The sequence below is a fragment of the Pseudomonas sp. GW821-FHT11D10 genome, assembly GCF_058808435.1.
The window spans coordinates 195,724-214,270 of sequence record NZ_JBXARR010000011.1 but is presented as its reverse complement, the minus strand read 5'-3'; the positions used below and the strand labels follow the sequence as shown (position 1 = coordinate 214,270).

20 protein-coding genes are annotated in these 18,547 nt (G+C 59.7%); 9 read left to right on the top strand and 11 right to left on the bottom strand.

The window, feature by feature from the left end; genetic code table 11:
• Positions 1 to 197 precede the first annotated feature (197 nt).
• Positions 198 to 470: a 30S ribosomal protein S20 gene (gene rpsT / locus AC1RT4_RS26815; protein ID WP_003228351.1), complete on the top strand. Its 273-nt coding sequence runs from the start codon at positions 198 to 200 to the stop codon at positions 468 to 470.
• Positions 471 to 592: 122 nt separating this feature from the next.
• Here rpsT and AC1RT4_RS26810 read toward each other — a convergent pair whose 3' ends face one another.
• From AC1RT4_RS26810 to rplU, 5 genes are all read right to left on the bottom strand, one after another.
• The gene (locus AC1RT4_RS26810; protein WP_007959533.1) at positions 593 to 1,057 is read right to left on the bottom strand and encodes a CreA family protein; all 465 of its coding nucleotides are present in this window, start codon (positions 1,055 to 1,057) and stop codon (positions 593 to 595) included.
• A gap of 10 nt (positions 1,058 to 1,067) precedes the next feature.
• On the bottom strand, positions 1,068 to 2,186 hold the full coding sequence (gene proB / locus AC1RT4_RS26805; RefSeq protein WP_045121906.1) for a glutamate 5-kinase: 1,119 nt from the start codon (positions 2,184 to 2,186) through the stop codon (positions 1,068 to 1,070).
• Positions 2,187 to 2,323: 137 nt separating this feature from the next.
• Positions 2,324 to 3,547 carry an Obg family GTPase CgtA gene (gene cgtA / locus AC1RT4_RS26800; RefSeq protein ID WP_127800000.1) on the bottom strand — a complete coding sequence of 408 codons (1,224 nt, stop codon included), beginning with the start codon at positions 3,545 to 3,547 and terminating at the stop codon, positions 2,324 to 2,326.
• 193 nt (positions 3,548 to 3,740) lie between these two features.
• The gene (gene rpmA / locus AC1RT4_RS26795; RefSeq protein WP_007950960.1) at positions 3,741 to 3,998 is read right to left on the bottom strand and encodes a 50S ribosomal protein L27; all 258 of its coding nucleotides are present in this window, start codon (positions 3,996 to 3,998) and stop codon (positions 3,741 to 3,743) included.
• A gap of 34 nt (positions 3,999 to 4,032) precedes the next feature.
• Positions 4,033 to 4,347 carry a 50S ribosomal protein L21 gene (gene rplU / locus AC1RT4_RS26790; RefSeq protein ID WP_007950961.1) on the bottom strand — a complete coding sequence of 105 codons (315 nt, stop codon included), beginning with the start codon at positions 4,345 to 4,347 and terminating at the stop codon, positions 4,033 to 4,035.
• A 239-nt stretch (positions 4,348 to 4,586) separates the two neighbouring features.
• Between rplU and AC1RT4_RS26785 the strand changes: the two genes are divergently transcribed.
• The 3 genes from AC1RT4_RS26785 to AC1RT4_RS26775 all read left to right on the top strand — a co-directional run bounded on the left by AC1RT4_RS26785 (position 4,587) and on the right by AC1RT4_RS26775 (position 6,488).
• The gene (locus tag AC1RT4_RS26785; protein WP_007950962.1) at positions 4,587 to 5,555 is read left to right on the top strand and encodes a polyprenyl synthetase family protein; all 969 of its coding nucleotides are present in this window, start codon (positions 4,587 to 4,589) and stop codon (positions 5,553 to 5,555) included.
• 125 nt (positions 5,556 to 5,680) lie between these two features.
• Positions 5,681 to 6,022 (top strand): zinc ribbon domain-containing protein YjdM, encoded by a 342-nt coding sequence (locus tag AC1RT4_RS26780; RefSeq protein WP_493089061.1) that lies wholly within the window; start codon positions 5,681 to 5,683, stop codon positions 6,020 to 6,022.
• Between the two features lie 208 nt (positions 6,023 to 6,230).
• On the top strand, positions 6,231 to 6,488 hold the full coding sequence (locus tag AC1RT4_RS26775; RefSeq protein WP_007950964.1) for a PA4570 family protein: 258 nt from the start codon (positions 6,231 to 6,233) through the stop codon (positions 6,486 to 6,488).
• A 49-nt stretch (positions 6,489 to 6,537) separates the two neighbouring features.
• Here AC1RT4_RS26775 and bamJ read toward each other — a convergent pair whose 3' ends face one another.
• The 3 genes from bamJ to AC1RT4_RS26760 all read right to left on the bottom strand — a co-directional run bounded on the left by bamJ (position 6,538) and on the right by AC1RT4_RS26760 (position 8,211).
• Complete coding sequence (bamJ, locus tag AC1RT4_RS26770) at positions 6,538 to 7,155, bottom strand: BamJ family beta-barrel-assembly machinery protein (protein WP_007950965.1); 618 nt, start codon at positions 7,153 to 7,155, stop codon at positions 6,538 to 6,540.
• Between the two features lie 126 nt (positions 7,156 to 7,281).
• The gene (locus tag AC1RT4_RS26765) at positions 7,282 to 7,587 is read right to left on the bottom strand and encodes a DUF6482 family protein (protein ID WP_007950966.1); all 306 of its coding nucleotides are present in this window, start codon (positions 7,585 to 7,587) and stop codon (positions 7,282 to 7,284) included.
• 135 nt (positions 7,588 to 7,722) lie between these two features.
• Entirely contained in the window at positions 7,723 to 8,211 is a 489-nt protein-coding gene (locus tag AC1RT4_RS26760) for a TIGR00645 family protein (protein ID WP_007950967.1), read from the bottom strand.
• A 162-nt stretch (positions 8,212 to 8,373) separates the two neighbouring features.
• On the opposite strand from AC1RT4_RS26760, the gene AC1RT4_RS26755 reads away from it, so the two are divergent.
• Positions 8,374 to 10,203 carry a hypothetical protein gene (locus tag AC1RT4_RS26755; RefSeq protein WP_493089058.1) on the top strand — a complete coding sequence of 610 codons (1,830 nt, stop codon included), beginning with the start codon at positions 8,374 to 8,376 and terminating at the stop codon, positions 10,201 to 10,203.
• A 21-nt stretch (positions 10,204 to 10,224) separates the two neighbouring features.
• Here AC1RT4_RS26755 and AC1RT4_RS26750 read toward each other — a convergent pair whose 3' ends face one another.
• Together AC1RT4_RS26750 and AC1RT4_RS26745 are read right to left on the bottom strand one after the other, a co-directional pair.
• Positions 10,225 to 10,554 carry a PA4575 family protein gene (locus AC1RT4_RS26750; protein WP_007950969.1) on the bottom strand — a complete coding sequence of 110 codons (330 nt, stop codon included), beginning with the start codon at positions 10,552 to 10,554 and terminating at the stop codon, positions 10,225 to 10,227.
• Between the two features lie 244 nt (positions 10,555 to 10,798).
• Complete coding sequence (locus tag AC1RT4_RS26745; protein ID WP_493089055.1) at positions 10,799 to 13,237, bottom strand: Lon protease family protein; 2,439 nt, start codon at positions 13,235 to 13,237, stop codon at positions 10,799 to 10,801.
• A 416-nt stretch (positions 13,238 to 13,653) separates the two neighbouring features.
• On the opposite strand from AC1RT4_RS26745, the gene AC1RT4_RS26740 reads away from it, so the two are divergent.
• The 4 genes from AC1RT4_RS26740 to AC1RT4_RS26725 all read left to right on the top strand — a co-directional run bounded on the left by AC1RT4_RS26740 (position 13,654) and on the right by AC1RT4_RS26725 (position 17,094).
• A complete protein-coding gene (locus AC1RT4_RS26740; protein WP_007950971.1) occupies positions 13,654 to 14,142 on the top strand; it encodes a DUF3015 domain-containing protein in 489 nt (162 codons plus the stop codon).
• 92 nt (positions 14,143 to 14,234) lie between these two features.
• Positions 14,235 to 16,088: an Lnb N-terminal periplasmic domain-containing protein gene (locus AC1RT4_RS26735; RefSeq protein WP_493089053.1), complete on the top strand. Its 1,854-nt coding sequence runs from the start codon at positions 14,235 to 14,237 to the stop codon at positions 16,086 to 16,088.
• A gap of 84 nt (positions 16,089 to 16,172) precedes the next feature.
• A complete protein-coding gene (locus AC1RT4_RS26730) occupies positions 16,173 to 16,529 on the top strand; it encodes a hypothetical protein (RefSeq protein ID WP_493089051.1) in 357 nt (118 codons plus the stop codon).
• 70 nt (positions 16,530 to 16,599) lie between these two features.
• Positions 16,600 to 17,094, top strand: a complete 495-nt coding sequence (locus AC1RT4_RS26725) for a GreA/GreB family elongation factor (RefSeq protein WP_493089049.1) — start codon at positions 16,600 to 16,602, stop codon at positions 17,092 to 17,094.
• A gap of 10 nt (positions 17,095 to 17,104) precedes the next feature.
• Here AC1RT4_RS26725 and gdhA read toward each other — a convergent pair whose 3' ends face one another.
• Positions 17,105 to 18,442, bottom strand: a complete 1,338-nt coding sequence (gdhA, locus tag AC1RT4_RS26720) for an NADP-specific glutamate dehydrogenase (RefSeq protein ID WP_493089047.1) — start codon at positions 18,440 to 18,442, stop codon at positions 17,105 to 17,107.
• Between the last annotated feature and the right edge of the window lie 105 nt (positions 18,443 to 18,547).

Here is an 18,547-nt window from a genome sequence, read left to right as displayed (position 1 = left end):
GATACTCCGCGCCGCAACAGCACAGAGCCAAAGCTCGCGAGTTTACAGGTCAAGCGCCGGAAATAAATATCCCGCCTCTTTATACCTACCACTTAGCGGAACGTCTCAAGCGCCCTTGACAAGACATCTCTTCATCGGCATGATTCGCGGCCTATTTTGTTTGCTATTTCCTAAAAAGTCTTTCGAGGAGCTCGACGGTGGCCAACTCACCTTCCGCCAAAAAACGTGCAAAACAGGCTGAGAAGCGTCGCAGCCACAACGCCAGCCTGCGTTCCATGGTTCGTACCTACATCAAGAATGTAGTTAAAGCCATCGACGCAAAAGACGCTGAAAAAGCTCAAGCTGCATACGTTCTGGCTGTGCCAGTTATCGACCGCATGGCCGATAAAGGCATCATCCACAAGAACAAGGCTGCTCGTCATAAGAGCCGTCTGAATGGCCACGTCAAGGCACTGAAAGAAGCTGCCTAAGCGACGTAGTCATTAAAAAACCGACCTCAGGGTCGGTTTTTTATTGCCTGTGATTTGCCCTGATTTCAGAAAATCGCAGGCAAAAAAAGAGGAGCCACCGGCTCCTCTTTTTTTACGCGCGATTAATGAGCCGACGCCCACGGCAAAATCGGGATCGCCGTCACCGCATTCTGCGGGCTACCCTCAATCAGGCGATCGCTGTAGACCAGATACACCAGTGTGTTGCGCTTCTTGTCGAGGAAGCGCACCACCTGCATGGTCTTGAACACCAGCGAGGTGCGCTCCTTGAACACCTCTTCGCCATCCTTCAACTCACCCTTGAAGTTGATCGGACCGACCTGGCGGCAGGCAATGGATGCCTCGGCACGATCCTCGGCCAGACCCAACCCACCCTTCACACCGCCAGTCTTGGCGCGCGACAGGTAGCAAGTCACACCCTCAACCTTCGGATCATCGAATGCCTCGACCACGATCCGGTCGTTCGGCCCGACAAACTTGAACACCGTCGACACCTGACCGATTTCCTCGGCCGAGGCCAGCAATGGCAACGCCATCAGCAAGCCCAACAATCCTTTCGCCATGCGCATCGCGTTTTCCTTACACCAGAATCAGGTTGTCACGGTGAACCAGTTCCGGCTCAGCCATGTAACCCAGCAAACCGACAATCGCATCCGACGACTGACCGATGATTTTTTGTGCTTCCAGCGCGCTGTAGTTGGCCAGGCCACGGGCGATCTCACGACCGTCCGGCGCCACGCAAACCACCATTTCGCCGCGACGGAAACTGCCCTGAACCAGTTTGACACCGACCGGCAGCAGGCTTTTGTTACCTTGGGACAACGCGGAAACCGCACCATCATCCAGCACCAGCGTGCCACGGGTTTGCAGATGTCCGGCCAGCCACTGCTTACGCGCCGCCAACATGCCGCGCTCAGGCGACAGCAGCGTACCGATGCGCTCCCCCGCCTTCAGACGATCGAGCACGCGCTCCAGACGCCCGCCGACAATGATGGTGTGCGCCCCGGAACGCGCCGCCAGACGCGCCGCGCGCAGCTTGGTCTGCATGCCGCCACGACCCAACGCACCGCCAGTACCGCCCGCCACCGCATCCAGCGTCGGATCATCGGCGCGCGCTTCGTAAATCAGCTGGGCGTCAGGGTTATTGCGCGGATCGGCGTCGAACATGCCGTCGCGATCCGTCAGGATCACCAGCAGATCGGCCTCGACCAGGTTGGCCACCAATGCCGCGAGCGTGTCGTTGTCGCCGAAGCGGATTTCGTCGGTGACCACGGTGTCGTTTTCGTTGATTACCGGGATGACTTTCAGCTCGACCAGCGCACGCAAGGTGCTGCGGGCGTTCAGGTAGCGCTTGCGGTCGGACAGGTCGTCGTGGGTCAGGAGAATCTGCGCAGTGTGCCGGCCATGCTCGGCAAAGCTCGATTCCCAAGCCTGCACCAAGCCCATCTGACCGATTGCTGCAGCGGCCTGGAGCTCGTGCATCGCACTGGGTCGCGCAGTCCAGCCCAGGCGACTCATGCCCGCCGCCACTGCCCCGGAGGACACCAGCACCAGCTCGACGCCGGCCTCATGCAAAGCCACCATCTGCTCGACCCAGACACCCATTGCCGCGCGATCCAGCCCTTTGCCATCCGCTGTCAGCAAAGCGCTGCCGATCTTCACGACCCAACGCTGCGCACCTGTCACCTTGCTCCGCATCATCTTCAACCTTAGCTTGAGGGCAGCGCGACCTGGCACTGCCCGTGACGTTATTCGTGGTTCTTCGTGACCAACAATCGATTTCCAGATACTAAAACGCCGCTCGATTGAGCGGCGCTTAAGTTTACTGCAACGAATCAGTCACGCACGTAAATGATTTCCGGACCGTCTTCGTCATCCACATCTTCTTCGTCCCAGTCATCGTCGCCGATGTCGTGGACCGACTTCACGCCGCTGCGACGCAGGGCACGCTTGTCATCCAGCGCCTGCAACTGAGCACGGGCTTCGTCTTCGATGCGCTGATCGAGATCGGCCAGCTCTTCCTTGTAGGCCGGGTCATTGGCCAGGCGATCGGCGCGATCCTCCAGATAACGCATGATGTCGCGCGTCAGGCGCTCGGTGCCGTCTTTGGCAATGGCCGAGATCACGTAGACCGGACCTTCCCACTGCAGACGCTCGACTACTTCCTTGACCCGCTCCTCGTGCTCTTCTTCGAGGATCTGGTCACACTTGTTCAGTACCAGCCAGCGATCACGCTCGGCCAGCGACGGACTGAACTTGATCAGCTCGTTGACGATCACTTCAGCGGCGTCCGGCGCACTGCTGTCGTCCAGCGGCGCCATGTCCACGAGGTGCAGCAACAGACGGGTACGCGCCAGGTGCTTGAGGAAACGAATCCCCAGACCGGCACCGTCGGAAGCACCTTCGATCAGGCCTGGAATGTCGGCGATGACGAAGCTTTTCCAGCGATCGACGCTGACCACACCCAGGTTCGGCACCAGGGTAGTGAACGGGTAGTCGGCGACTTTCGGCTTGGCAGCCGAGACCGAACGGATAAAGGTGCTTTTACCGGCATTCGGCAGACCCAGCAGACCAACGTCGGCCAGAACCTTCATTTCCAGTTTCAGGTCGCGCTGCTCGCCCGGCTTGCCCGGGGTGGTCTGACGCGGCGCACGGTTGGTACTGGATTTGAAACGGGTGTTGCCCAGACCGTGCCAGCCACCCTGAACCACCATCAGCTTCTGACCGGCCTTGGTCAGGTCGCCAATGACTTCCTGGGTGGCGGAGTCGATCACGGTGGTGCCGACCGGCACGCGCAGGATCAGGTCTTCACCCTTCTTGCCGGTGCAGTCGGTGCTGCCGCCGTTGGAGCCACGCTCGGCATCGAAGTGCCGGGTGTAACGGTAGTCCACCAGGGTGTTGAGGTTTTCGTCGGCCATCATGAAGATGGAACCGCCGTCACCGCCGTCACCACCGTTCGGGCCGCCGTTTTCAATGAATTTTTCCCGACGGAAACTCATGCAGCCATTGCCGCCGTCACCAGCCTTTACGCGGATCGATACTTCATCAACAAACTTCATAACCAACGCCTCTCGCCGTACGGACGAGCCGAAAAACAATCAAGACATAAGACTCTTGCAAAAATGAGCGCAGCGACCCCAACTCACGACCTGCATCGCACGCCGACAGCCCATACAAACAGCTTTGCAAGAGACTCACCCCACAAACGAAAAAGCCCCGTCGCAAGACAGGGCTTCTCCAGCATACTCGCGATTAAGCCGCGACTACGCTCACGTAACGGCGGTTGAAAGCGCCCTTTACTTCGAACTTGATCACGCCTTCGATTTTCGCGAAGAGAGTGTGATCTTTACCCATGCCAACGCCGTAGCCAGCGTGGAATTGGGTGCCGCGCTGACGCACGATGATGTTGCCGGCCTTGATGACCTGGCCGCCATACATCTTCACGCCAAGGCGTTTGGCTTCTGAGTCGCGACCGTTACGGGTACTACCACCAGCTTTTTTGTGTGCCATGAGTCAATTCTCCTAGTGAGGAATTAGGCTGAAATTAAGCCTGAATACCGGTGATTTTGATCTCGGTGTACCACTGGCGGTGGCCCATACGCTTCATGTGGTGCTTACGACGACGGAACTTGATGATGCGGACTTTATCGTGACGACCTTGGGAGATCACTTCAGCCACAACGGTAGCGCCAGCAACAACTGGAGCGCCGATATTCACGTCGTCGCCATTGGCAACCAACAGAACGCGATCAAAAGTTACGGATTCGCCAGTAGCGACTTCCAGTTTTTCGATCTTCAGGTATTCACCTGGTGCAACTTTGTACTGCTTGCCACCAGTAACGATTACTGCATAAGACATGGTATTTCTCCGATAATCCTGCTCACCCAGCTCTTTATAAGAAGAGGTATTGGCTGGCATGGCTGCAATGGGCTGGAGGCCCGTTTGCAATTGCGTAAGGCAGGTGCTGCCCAGGAAGTTCAGGGTGCGCGATTGTACGCAAGCCTTCGAAGTCATGCAAGGGGCCGTCCATCGCGCCTTGACAGGCCCGGACGTGGGTCCTAGCATGCCGCGCAACCCTTCTGGAGCACCTGTCGCTGATGCAACCCCAAGCTTTCTACCGCGCGGTGGCGGACGATTTTAGCGCCGTCGACGGCATCATCAAGAAGCAGCTGACTTCCCGAGTGCCGCTGGTATCGAAAATCGGCGATTACATCACGTCGGCCGGCGGCAAACGCCTGCGTCCTTTATTGGTGCTGCTGTGTGGCAAGGCCCTGGGTCGCGAAGGCGACGACATGCGCCTGCTGGCCGCCACCATCGAATTCCTGCACACCGCGACCCTGCTGCATGACGACGTGGTCGACATGTCCGGCATGCGCCGTGGCCGTTCGACCGCCAACGCCATGTGGGGCAACGCCCCGAGCGTACTGGTCGGTGACTTCCTGTACTCGCGCTCGTTCGAGATGATGGTCGAACTGGGCTCGATGCCGGTGATGAAGATCCTGTCCCAGGCCACGCGCATCATCGCCGAAGGCGAAGTGCTGCAGCTGTCCAAGGTTCGCGACGCCAGCACCACCGAAGAAACCTATATGGAAGTCATCCGCGGCAAGACCGCGATGCTTTTCGAAGCTTCGACCCACAGCGCCGCGGCGCTGGCCGGCGCCACCGCCGAGCAGAGCGAAGCCCTGCGTACCTTCGGCGATCACCTGGGCGTGGCGTTCCAACTGGTCGACGACCTGCTCGACTACAAAGGCGACGCCGAAACCCTGGGCAAGAACGTCGGTGACGATCTGGCCGAAGGCAAGCCGACCCTGCCGCTGATCTATACCATGCGCGAAGGCACGCCAGAACAAGCCGCACTAGTACGCCAGGCGATCCAGAAAGGCGGGATCGAAGACCTGGAAAGCATCCGCATTGCCGTGGAAGCGTCCGGTTCGCTGGAATACACCGCGCAACTGGCCCGTGACTATGTGGCCCGTGCGATCAAGTGCCTCGACGCGCTGCCGGCCAGCGAATACCGCGATGCACTGGTTGAGCTGAGCGAGTTCGCGGTCGCCCGCACGCACTGATCAACGCCACATCATCAAAAAACCGCAGCCTCCATTGGAGCCTGCGGTTTTTTGTTGCCTGCCATCAGCGGCTAAAACCCTATACAATGTGCGACTTTTAGCGATCCCCTCTCCAAGGAGCCTTAGTGAGCACGTTGCCACCCTGCCCGAAATGCAATTCCGAATACACCTACGAAGACGGTACCCAACTGGTGTGCCCGGAGTGCGCCCACGAGTGGACTGCCGGCGGTGAAGCCGAAGTGGTGTCCGATGACGCCGTGAAGAAAGATTCGGTCGGTAACGTCCTGCAGGACGGCGACACCATCACCGTGATCAAGGACCTGAAGGTCAAGGGCACCTCGCTGGTGGTCAAGGTCGGCACCAAGGTCAAGAACATCCGCCTGTGCGATGGCGATCACGACATCGACTGCAAGATCGACGGCATCGGCCCGATGAAACTCAAATCCGAGTTCGTCAGAAAAGTCTGATTCTGCTGTCTTCCATCCCGCGCCCGCCGTGGGATGGAGCTTCGCCCTCCCCCGCATTCCCCAACAAATCCTCGCAATAGCCGAACGCCAGCCGTTTTGACCTTACGCAATCTTTACCCGCAAAAAATCACAAACCGCCAATAGGCGCTTGCTATTTGACGAATAAGAATTATTCTCATTGAAACCCTTTTCAATGGAGATGAGACCCATGACTTATTTGATCGACGCCTGGCTGGATCGCCCGCACCCGTACCTCAGGATCCTGCATCGGGAAACCGGAGAAGTCTGCGCCGTACTGGAAGAAGAAGCCCTGCACGAGTTGCAGGATCAAGGGGATCTGGACGTCAGCGGCCTGAGTTCCAGCGAGCCATTGGTGCTCAAGGAGCTGGTGCGCAATCTGTTCCTGTTCTGCTATGCCCGGGCCTTGCGCCCGACCAGTGAACTGCACAACAAGATCGAAGTATGAGAACGGCGGAGAAACCCTGCACAAGCCACGCTTGTGCAGGGTAACGGGATTACAGAACGTCGAGCAGCTCGACGTCGAACACCAGAACGCTGTGCGGCGGGATGCTGCCAACGCCTTGAGCGCCGTAAGCCAGTTCGCTCGGCACGTACAGACGCCATTTGCTACCGGCATTCATCAGTTGCAGGGCTTCGGTCCAGCCAGCGATAACGCCGCCAACCGGGAATTCAGCCGGCTGGCCACGCTCGTAGGAGCTGTCGAACACGGTGCCGTCGATCAGCGTGCCGTGGTAGTGAGTACGCACGGTGTCTTCACGGGATGGCTTGGCGCCTTCACCTTGAGTCAGCACTTCGAACTGCAGGCCGGAAGCCAGGGTGGTGATGCCTTCTTTCTTGGCGTTTTCAGCCAGGAATGCCAGGCCTTCGCCAGCAGCGGCTTCAGCTTTGGCAGCGGCTTCGGCTTGCATGATCTCGCGGATCACCTTGAAGCTGGCGGACATGGCTTCCTGGCTTACACGGCTTTCCTTACCGGCGAATGCGTCGGTCAGGCCGGCCAGGATGGCGTCCAGGCTGACACCCGGTGGCGGGTTGTCGCGCAGCTGGTCACCCAGCTGACGGCCGATGCCGTAGCTGACGCGGGTTTCGTCGGTGGACAGATTTACTTCGGACATGACACTGCTCCGCTGTGCGGACGGCCTCAGGACATGCCGTGCGTACACAGCGCGTCCCGGCGCGCCCGGAACCAAAAGGGCGAGCAGACTAGCACAGATGTTCCGGCATTGATCAGGCCCGCGGGCCTACAGCGCGGATCGCCAGGCCAGCGGCACCTTCAGGCTCTCTTCGCCACTGGCGCCAAGACCGCACATTTCATCGTGCACCGAAGTGTGCACCAGGTTGAATGGCAGCACCGGAAAGTTATGCAGCACATCCCGGGCATGCTCGACCGAACGCAGCGTCAGCATTTTCCCCTGCGGATCGCTCAGCGGATACGCCGCACCATGCATCCGGGCCTCCAGCAGATAGATCCCGCCTTCCATGGAGATCAGGTTCAGTTCGTCGACCTTTCTGGCGACGGCAAACGCATTCAACTCTTGCAGGTTCATGAACGCACCTCACGCGGTGGCGAGCCTTGAGATCTACAGGGATATGCCTCGGCCGATCAAAGTACAAGCCACAAACGACACCGCCCGTCTGTTTCGCAACAGACGGGCGGTTTTGTTACAGCAATCGTCAGCTCATCAGTGCTTGGTGAGCTTGTCCAGATAACCCATGGCGAACGCCGAAATCACGAAGGTCATGTGGATGATCACGTACCACATCAGGTGCTCGGGATCGACGTTCTTGGCATCCATGAAGATCCGCAGCAGGTGGATCGAGGAGATCGCCACGATCGACGCCGCCACTTTCATCTTCAGCGACGAGGAGTCCATGGTGCCCAGCCAGCTGAGCTTCTCTTTGCCTTCATCGATGTTCAGCTCGGACACGAAATTCTCGTAGCCGGAAATCATCACCATCACCAGCAAGCCGCCGACCAGCGCCATGTCGATCAGCGACAGCAGCACCAGAATCAGCTCGGACTCAGCCATGGAGAAGACGTTGGGAATGACATGAAACACTTCCTGGAAGAATTTCAATGCCAGCGCCAGCAGCCCGAGGGACAGCCCGATGTAGATCGGCGCCAGCAGCCAGCGCGTGGCGTACATTGCATTTTCGATAAAGCGTTCCATTGACTCTCACACAAGAAGGGTTGAAATCGGCGGCGAGTATACCAGCCGCCCATGACAGCCAGAAACCGCCCGGAAATCCGCCACCTGCGTGTGTGTGTCAAAGTTTTTCTGCTAGTGTCCAAACTATTGACAGCCCAGTGACAGTGGACAGGACGACTGGAAATGGATGTGCGATTGCCGATAACGACCGCCGGAATTTGCTTCGCCCTGTTGCTGGGCGCGTGTTCGCCCGGCGATGAAAAAACCGCGGTCAGCCTCGAAGAAAAGACCGCACAGTTCGAGCAATCGCTGGACGCCATCACCGATCCGAAACTCAAGGACGCCGTGACCGAACTCGGCGGCTCGCTGCTGTTGCTCGAACGCGCGCAACAGAAGCTCGACAACAAACCGCCCCGGACCGAATACGGCGAAGACGCCCTCGGCGTACTCAGGCATTACCCGACACCCCAGGCGCTGGTCGACACCTTCATCAATGGCCTGTTTGTGCTGCACAAGGATTCCAGCTCCGATTACCTCACCGATCTGCAACCGGTGTTTCCTTTCGTGCTCAACATCCCCGGCGGTTTTCTGTTCCCCCATGGTGTGGAATGGCAATCGGTGACCCTGAGCAACAAGCGGGTCATCGCCTATCAGCCGGAATGGTCGGAAACCGATCCGGGCATTCAGCTGAGTCCGTCCAGCTCCAACGTCACCAACCCCGATGACCTGACCGTCACCTACCCGTTCATCGAAGGGCTGAATGTCGACAAGAAAAACCTGCCGCGCCCGGTCAGCCTGCAAGGCCAGGTGGAAGTCATCACCCCGAAACGCCTGCACAGTTTCAATCTGGATAAAAAGGACGTCGGCCAGACCCGCTCCGACGGCAACCTCAGCGTGACCCTGCTGAAACTGGACACGCACTACGCCGAACTCGAGTTCAGCAACCAGCTGCCGCTCGCCCCCGAAGTCGCCAATACCCGGCTCAATTCGTTGATCGTTCAGGCCCGCGATTCAACGGGCCAGTATCTGGTGCGTGCCGGCGCCATCAACGAAAACCCCGAGCAGGTGGCGTTCTATCAAAAACAGCTGGCGTACCTGCAACAGCAAAAGTCCTGGAGCGAGGCGCTGGAAAAGAAGCTGGACGATGAACAGCAGGCCTTTGAACAGCAGCACCCGCACCACTACAACAAGGTGTACTTCAACGGCCCGATCGACACCCTCGAAGTCAGCCTGCTGGATTTTTCCGAAGCGACCGTCACCCGCAAGGCGCTGGATCTGCCCGTGCGCGAGTTCGATCCGCACACCACGGAAAAAACCGTGCAGCCGCTCGACCTGCCGATCACTGTCTACGACGACCAGGCGCCCGACTGGCTCAAGGGAGCTTCCCTGACTGAAGAACAGCTGAAAAGCGGCGTTCATATCCGCCAGTCGGTTGAAGAGCCGAGCGCCGCGCGCATCGAGTTCGACCACCGCAAAACTTTCAATGATGAAATGCTCGGCGACGACTTCAGCCCCGGCGAAAGCCCGGTGACGTTCTTCACTGAAAAGCACAACGGCAAACTCGACGAGCCAATCGAGCTGCCACCCGAGGCGTATCAGGTCGATCCGCTACAGGCGACGATCACCTACGACCTGAACCTGTTCCCGGAAACCCCGGCGATTGCCGTCGGCTCGATGCCGTTGTTCCTGGCGACGGTGGACAAACAGGCTTATGAAGCCAAAGCCCTGCCTAAAGGTCTCGAAATCAGGAACAACGCGTTGGTGGTGGATTTGAAGCGATACCCGGCCAACGAATGGCGATTCTTCGTCAAGGACGACAGCGGTCATTATCTGAAACAGATTCTGTCGGTCAGCCACGACGCGAGCGCAGAAGGGCCGGTGTTATTCGGCGTGCATTATTTCTACGGCCGTCCGACGCACGTGGAAACCTACCAGCGAACCGACCTCGCCACCGTGCAATACGGCTTTGAGGTCAAACTCGACAAGGCGCAGACCCAGGGCGCTGCGCCCTGATCGACGCTGATGATCGGCACTCTAGTGATCGAAAGTGCCGATGCTGCGTCCGCGTCCACCATTGATCTGCCGCAACTGCGCCTGCAGATGCAACGACCAGATCTGTGGATCATTGGCCAGTTCATAGCCGTGCATCGTCAGGCTTTCAACGATGGTGTCGAGAATCGACTCGGCGGCGATCGGCCCGTGAAACGGGCCCTGGGCTTTGATGGCGGAAGGTTGTTCACCGGCCATGCCGGCGGCGAAGAGCAACGTCCACATGCCGTTATCGCCGGCCAACGGCTTGATGGCGCATTCGATACGGGTCACGAGACCCAGGCATTGACGGGTGAGGCAGAGGTTGCGCGACATGGCGGCGACCCTCGGTAAAGCCGGTGTTCAGCCCTTGCTGAAGAGCTGTTTCGATCCAGTGATACTGTCGATGTCCTTGAGCAGAGAATAGAAGAAAAGTCCGCCGCGCAAGCCGCACAGAACCAGAAGGCGCCGAATGGTCATTGTGTGAATATTGACGCCAGAGTGATGGCACTTTTGCCGACGTTCGCGACAAAACACAAACGGGAGCACAAGGCTCCCGTTTTTTTGATTGCCGCCTGGCTTACGCCGGTTTGGCCTCGGCCAGCGCCTCCTGCGCCAGTTCCTTCTCGGCCTCTTTCAGATCTTCTTCGCTGATCATCTCGGCAATCACCCGCAGACGCTCCACTACCCGCGCGTTGACGCTGCCTTCCGGGAATTCGCCCTCTTCGTTCGGCTCACCGGCCGGCTCGCCCACCAGCAGGCTCAACGCTTCGTCGGCCTGACGCACCGCGTAAACGTGGAACTGCCCGGCACGCACCGCCGCCAGCACCTTCTCGTCGAGCATCAAGGTGGCGACGTTGGCCTGCGGAATGATCGCGCCCTGCTCGCCCGTCAGCCCGCGCGCTTCGCAGAGACGGAAGAAGCCTTCGATCTTCTCGTTGACCCCGCCCACCGCCTGCACTTCACCGAACTGGTTGATCGAGCCGGTGATCGCGAAGCACTGCTTGAGCGGGGTTTTCGACAACGCCGAAATCAGCGTGCACGCCTCGCCCAGCGACGCACTGTCGCCATCGACGTAGCCGTAGGATTGCTCCAGCGCGATGCTCGCGGAAATCGCCAGCGGGAATTCCTGGGCGTAACGGCTGCCCAGATACCCGGTGAGAATCATCACGCCCTTGGAGTGGATCGGCTGACCGAGGTTGACCTCACGCTCGATGTCGACGATGCCGCTGCCACCCGGGTACACGGTGGCGGAAATCCGCGCCGGCACACCAAACGCCGAGTCCCCGACTTCGAGCACGGTCAAACCGTTGCATTTGCCGACCGCCGCGCCGTCGGTGTCGATCAGAATGATCCCCGCCAGCATGTCGTCGAGAATCCGCGCCGACACCCGACCGGTGCGAGTGGCCTTGGCCTTGAGCGCACGCTCGATGTGGCCGGCGTCGGTCATTTCATCGTTGGCCAGATGCCGGATGAAATCCGCCTCGCTGACCAGCTGGAACAGATCGCCGATCCGCGCCGACAAACGGCCCTGGTGCTCGGCCAGACGCGCGCTGTAAGTCGCCAGACGCGCCACCGCGTCGGCGGTCAGCGGCGCCATGCCTTCTTCCGAAGTACGGGTTTTCAGCAACTGAGCGAACTGCTCCAGGCTTTCGTCGACCATCGGGATGTCTTCGTCGAAATCCACCAGAACGCGGAACATCTCCTGGAAGTCCGGATCGAGGTCCTGCAGCGTGTAATACAGCTGACGGGCGCCGATGATGATCACTTTGACCTGCAACGGAATGTGCTGCGGGTTGAGCGTCACGGTGGCGAAACGGCCCATCTCGCCCAGCGGCGATTCCATCTTCAGCTTGCGCGATTGCAGGGCGCGCTTGAGCGCATCCCACACGAACGGCTCGCCGAGCATTTTTTCTGCTTCAAGGATCAGGAAACCGCCATTGGCGCGGTGCAACGCACCCGGACGCAACTGGCGATAGGTGGTGTAGAGCGCGCCTTGATCGGTGGTGTATTCGATACGACCGAACAGGTTTTCATAGGTCGGATGCGGTTCGAACACCACCGGCGCACCGCCGCTGGCCGGATGACCGACCACCAGGCTCGGGGCGTATTGCTCTTCCAGCAGCTTGCGCGCGACCGCATCGGTTTTGCTGTCATCGACCAGTTGCTCGACCACGGTTTTCAGCAGATAGACCTGCATCGCTTGCAGGTAACCGCAGACCGCGGCGTTTTCCGCGTACTTTTCCGACAGCGGTGCGAGCAATGGCTGCAGGGCCAGGGTGATGGTTTCTTCGTTGAGCTGACGCAGCTGGTTGCTCGACTCGCGCTTCCATTGCGGCAGGCTGGCGAGCTCCTCGTTCAGGCGCTCTTCGAGACCGGAAATGTCCTCGTGGAAACGCTCGCGCTCGGCCTCCGGCAACTGGGCGAATTCGGCTTCGTCCAGCGCCTTGCCTTCAAGCATCGGGGTGAAGGCGATGTTGCTGCTGTCGCGGTACAGGGCGACGTCTTTTTCCAGGGCCAGACGTTCGATGACGTCCAGCGCCTTGTCGTAGCGCTGGTTGAAGGCGCGGTCGATGGCGCTCTTCTTCTGCTGGTAGGACGGGTGTTCGAACACCGCAGGAAAGGTCGCCAGCAGGTTGTCGATCAGGCCGTTGATGTCGCCGATGAAGGCAGCGGCGCTGCCCGATGGCAGTTCCAGGGCGCGGGGTTCGCGCGGCTCATCGAAATTGTTGACGTAGACCCAGTCCGCCGGGGTCTGCAGGCGTTTGCCTTCGGCCTTCAGGTAGCGTTTGACGAACGAGAAACGGCCGGTGCCGGGCTCGCCCATGACGAATACGTTGTAACCGGGGCGTGGCATGGCCACACCGAACTGCAAGGCTTCGACCGCACGTTCCTGGCCGAGCACACCGCGAAAGGGCTCCAGATCATTGGTGGTAGTGAAGCTGAACTGTTCAGCGGAAAACGGACGGGTCAGCGCTTCGGGCGCTAGACGCAAGCTGGCAGCAACAGGATCAGGCATCGGGCTTCCTTAACAATCAGGCGGGGCAGATAGCGGCATTCTGGCGCTGCCCGAGCCCCACTGGCAAGGCGCGCCATACGACAAAGCATAGACAACCGGCCAACCTTGACGCAGCCCCAGTGAAACCGGGGGTATCGCCAAATCTTTCTTAAAAAATCACGGAACCCCGGGAACGTGCCTAAACTCCAAACTGCGCGGCTGGAACTAATACCGGCCCACTGGCTTCGTTTGGCTCTGAACGTAAGCTCGCCGAGCGGCGATCAGGCAAGGCGAAAACAGGCGAGGAAGCGGAGTGTAGGGTCCTACATGAGCATTCCGAGCCTGTTTTCAACGCAGCATGATCGTCGCGCAGGCAGCTTACGTTTAGAGCCAGCCAGAACCCTGTCCATTGGTATGCACACAAAGAGAAAAAAGCTATGAAACGGATTCTTCTCGGTACTCTCTTCACCGCTGTATCCATCAACGCAATGGCGCAAGCTCCAGGCGGCCCGGATTGCGGTTGGGGCAACATGCTGTTCGAAGGTCAGCGTGGCACCCCGGCTCACTTCCTGGCATCCACCACCAACGGCACCTCCGGCAACGCCACGTTCGGCATGACGTCCGGCACCAACGGTTGCTCCACCAACGCATCGCTGACCTACGGCGGCAAATCCTGGTTTGCCATGAATGGCATGATGAACGAGCTGTCCGAAGACATGGCAAAAGGCAACGGCGAAGCGCTGACGACCTATGCCGTGGTACTGGGCGTGGCGCCGGAAGACCGTGCGCACTTCGCCGCCGTCACTCACGAGCACTTCCAGCAGATCTTCAGCAAGGCTGACGTGACCGCCGAAGACGTGCATACCAACACCCTGGCCGTTCTGAAGGCAGACCCACGTCTGGCCAAGTACGCGACTCAGGCTTAAGCTCGACCCACCCGCTTCTTTCGGGAAGCGGGTTTTATTTTTTCGGCCCGCCCTTCTTGGGTCTTTGTTTCTTTCGACTTAAGTTGCCATTTATGCTCAAACGCCTTGCCTGGCTGGCGCTGTGTGTCTGCGCCCCGCTGTCCGCCGCGCCTCACGTCGACCCTCAACGTTTGCAGCAACTGGCCAACGACCGCTTCTGGATTTCCCTCGGTCATTACGAAACCGCCAAGCTCGGTGGCTGGCGCAGCTACGTCAGCGACAAAAAATTCTTCCTCGCCCCCGATGGCAACGAACATCCCGACCATGAACTGGCCGCCACCGTGCAGGCGCTGTACGCCCCCGCCCGTCTCGGTGAGCAACACGCCCAGTGCGTCTACCCGGCACGCACCCGCTGGTTGAAAGATCAACTCAACCTGACCGACCTGCCGACCCCGGACTGCGCCGAATTCAAGAAGTGGTTCAAGGACGTCTCGCCCCACAGCGCGGTGATGATTTTCCCGGCGGCCTACCTCAACAGCCCGTCGTCGATGTTCGGCCACACCCTGCTGCGCATCGACCAGGCCGACGTACAAAGCGACAAGACTTCGCTGCTCAGTTACGCGATCAACTTCGGCGCCTACATCGAAGGTTCGGACAACAGCATTCTGTACGCCTGGAAAGGCCTGATGGGCGGCTATCCGGGGCTGTTCGCGCTGGTGCCCTATCAGGAAAAACTCTCGGAATACCGCAGCCTGGAAAACCGCGACCTGTGGGAATACCGGCTCAATCTGACGCAAGCCGAAACCGCGCGAATGGTCGAGCATGTGTGGGAGTTGAAGCAGATCCAGTTCGACTACTTCTTCTTCGATGAAAACTGCTCCTATCGCCTGCTGGAACTGTTGCAGGTGGCGCGCCCAAGTCTGCGCCTGACCGAACAATTCCCGCTGACCGCGATCCCCACCGATACCGTCAAAGCGGTGAAGGAAGCCGGGCTGGTCGAACACATCGAGTATCGCCCGTCCCGCGAGCGCGAACTGCTCAGCCGCGCCGAACCCTTGAGCGGCGAAGAACAGGACTGGGTGCTGAAAGTCAGTGCCGACCAGCAGCAACTTCAGGACCCGGCCTTCAAGGCCCTGCCCCGGGATCGGCAAGCGCTGATCGTCGACGCGGCGTATAGGCTGGAACGCTATCGCGCCAACGGCCAGGAACGTGATCCGCAGCGGGCCCAGCGCAGTTTCGAACTGCTGCGGGCGATCAACAAGAATCCGGCGCCGGAGCTGCAGATTCCGCAACCGGGCCTGCCCGAGGACGGCCATGAATCGCGCACCTGGCAGGCCGGTCTCGGCACGCGCGGTGACCGCGCGTTCGGCGAGTACGGCTTGCGCATGGCCTATCACGACCTCAACGACAACGCCGAGAGTTTCCCCCTCGGCGCACAAATCGAAATCCTGCAGATGAAGCTGCGCCAGTACGAAGGCAATCACTGGCAATTCCAGCAACTGGACCTGGCGACCATCCGCTCACTGACGCCGCGCAATGCGCTGTTGCAGCCGCTGTCGTGGCAAGTCACCGGTGGTCTCGAACGCGTACCGGGCAAGCATGATGACGAGACGTTGGTCAGCCACGTCAACGGTGGCGGTGGCGGCACCTGGGCGTTGGGTGACGATGTGCTGGGGTTCGCCCTCGGCACGGTGCGCGTTGAACACAACAATGATTTCGCCGAGTTCGTTTCACCCGCCGGCGGTTTCAATACCGGCGTGTTGTGGAAAAACCCGCTGGGCAATCTCAGCGTGGAGGCCAAAGGCGATTACTTCTTCAATGGTGAAGTGCGCCGTAGCCTGAGTCTGAATCAGCAGTGGGAATTGTCGCGCAACCTCGGCCTGCGCCTGAGTGCCCAGCGCGAGTTCAGCCATCTGGCCACGCCGGAGACCGAGGTGATGTTGGAAGTGAAGTGGTATCACTACTGAGGTTTTGATCTTTCTTTCACGCCCCATCGACGAATCCGCTTCTAGACTTTCCCTATCAGCCGTTTAACGGCCCGGGAGAGTGTGATGTGGCGGTGTGCGGTTTTTGCGGGTGTGTTGCTGGTGCTGGGTGGTTGTCAGAGCACCCACGAAGATCTGATTGCCAAGGGTTATCCACCGGCGTTCGCCGACGGTTTCGATGACGGTTGTATCAGCGGCCGTCAGGCGGCCGGTTCGATCAGCGGCGAGTTTCGCAAGAACGTGCCGCGCTATCTCAAGGACAAGCAATACGCCGAGGGCTGGAGCGACGGCTTCCGCGAATGTCAGGCGATGCTGGAAAACAAGGATCGCGAACAGTATCGCAACGAACACTGGGACGAACGCGAGCGCGCCTGGCAGCAAGAGAAGGATCAAGGCGCCGCTCGGGCTTATCGTTCGCAGTAGGTCGTTTCCAGACATCCAGCGAAACCTTTTGCCTGCGACCATGGCCCAACGGTTGTAACAGGAGCCCATCATGAGTCGCGCCTTCGTCAACGAAGACAACGCCGCTGCGCAAGCCGATCAGCCGGTCGAACGGCAGGTCAGCCCACAGCCCAACTACGTCACGCCGCAAGGGCTCGCTCAGTTGCAGGCGAAAGTCGCCGAACTGCAAACCCTGCACGCCGAACAGTCCGCCAAGGGCGAACAGGCCGACAAGCAGCGGCTGGCCGATCTCGAACGGGATTTGCGTTATTTCAATCAACGGGTCGGCTGCGCTCAGGTCGCACCGGCTCCGACGTCGAACGACAAGGTGCAAATCGGCAGTTGGGTGACCTACGCCGACGAACACGACACCGAGCGCCGGGTGCAACTGGTCGGCGAGGATCAGGCCGATGCCGCCAACGGCCTGATCAACTGGGCTTCACCGCTGGGCCGTGCGCTGCTTGGCGCGCGGCTCAACGATGAAGTGCTGTGGCAGCGCCCGGCCGGCGATCAACTGATTGAAGTGATCCGCATCGAGCGCTCTTGAGCCCCGTTGCTTAAACCACGCCTTGCGCCAGCATCGCGTCCGCGACTTTGACGAAGCCGGCGATGTTCGCGCCTTTGACGTAGTTGATCCGGCCGTTTTCCTCACCGTAATGCACGCAGGCGTGGTGGATCGACTGCATGATCCCGTGCAGCTTGCTGTCTACCTCGCCGCCCGTCCACAGCAGGCGCATGGCGTTCTGCGACATCTCCAGCCCACTGACCGCCACGCCGCCGGCATTCGAGGCCTTGCCCGGCGCAAACAGAATGCCGGCTTCGATAAAGAGATCCACAGCCTCGAGGGTGGTCGGCATGTTCGCACCTTCGGCCACGCAGATGCAGCCGTTGCGCAGCAAGGTGCGGGCTGATTCAGCGTCGAGTTCGTTCTGGGTCGCGCATGGCAGCGCGATATCGCACGGCAACGACCATGGCAGCTGACCGGCGCGGAACTCCAGGCCGAAGGCGGAAGCCAATTCGCTGATCCGCCCGCGCTTGACGTTCTTCAGTTCCAGCAGCGCCAACCACTGTTCTTCGCTCAGACCCGCCTCGCAATACAGCGTGCCTTCGGAGTCGGACAGGGAAATCACCTTGCCGCCCAGATCCATCACTTTGCGAGCCGCGTACTGCGCAACGTTGCCGGAACCGGAGATCGCCACGCGTTTGCCTTCGACGGTCTGCTCGCGGCGCTTGAGCATTTCCTCGGCGAAGTACACGCAACCGAAACCGGTGGCTTCCGGGCGGATCAGGCTGCCGCCATAGGTCATGCCCTTGCCGGTCAGCACGCTGGTGAACTGGTTGCTCAGGCGCTTGTACTGGCCGAACAGGAAACCAATCTCCCGTGCGCCGACACCGATATCCCCGGCCGGTACGTCCACGTCGGCACCGATGTGGCGGTACAGCTCGCTCATGAACGCCTGGCAGAAACGCATGACTTCGGCGTCGCTCTTGCCCTTCGGATCGAAGTCCGAACCGCCCTTGCCGCCGCCCATGGGCAACGAGGTCAGGGAGTTCTTGAAGGTCTGTTCGAAGGCGAGGAATTTCAGCACGCCCATGTTCACCGAAGGGTGGAAGCGCAAGCCGCCCTTGTACGGGCCAATGGCGCTGTTCATCTGGATGCGGAAACCGCGATTGACCTGGACCTTGCCCTGATCGTCGACCCACGACACCCGGAACACCACCGCCCGCTCCGGCTCGCAGATGCGCTCGAGAATCCCCGAGGTCAGATAGTGCGGATTGGCTTCAAGAAACGGCCACAGGCTGCGCAGGACTTCTTCGACGGCCTGGTGGAATTCGGGTTGATCCGGATCGCGCTTTTTCAGACGGGCGAGGAAGGATTCGACGGATTCGATCATGGGAAAAGTCTCGGCAAATTTGTTGTCGTTGGAGGAGATTGAGCCGGACTGTAACAAACGACATGTACACAGCAACAGACAAAAATGTCGCATTTATGAAAACAA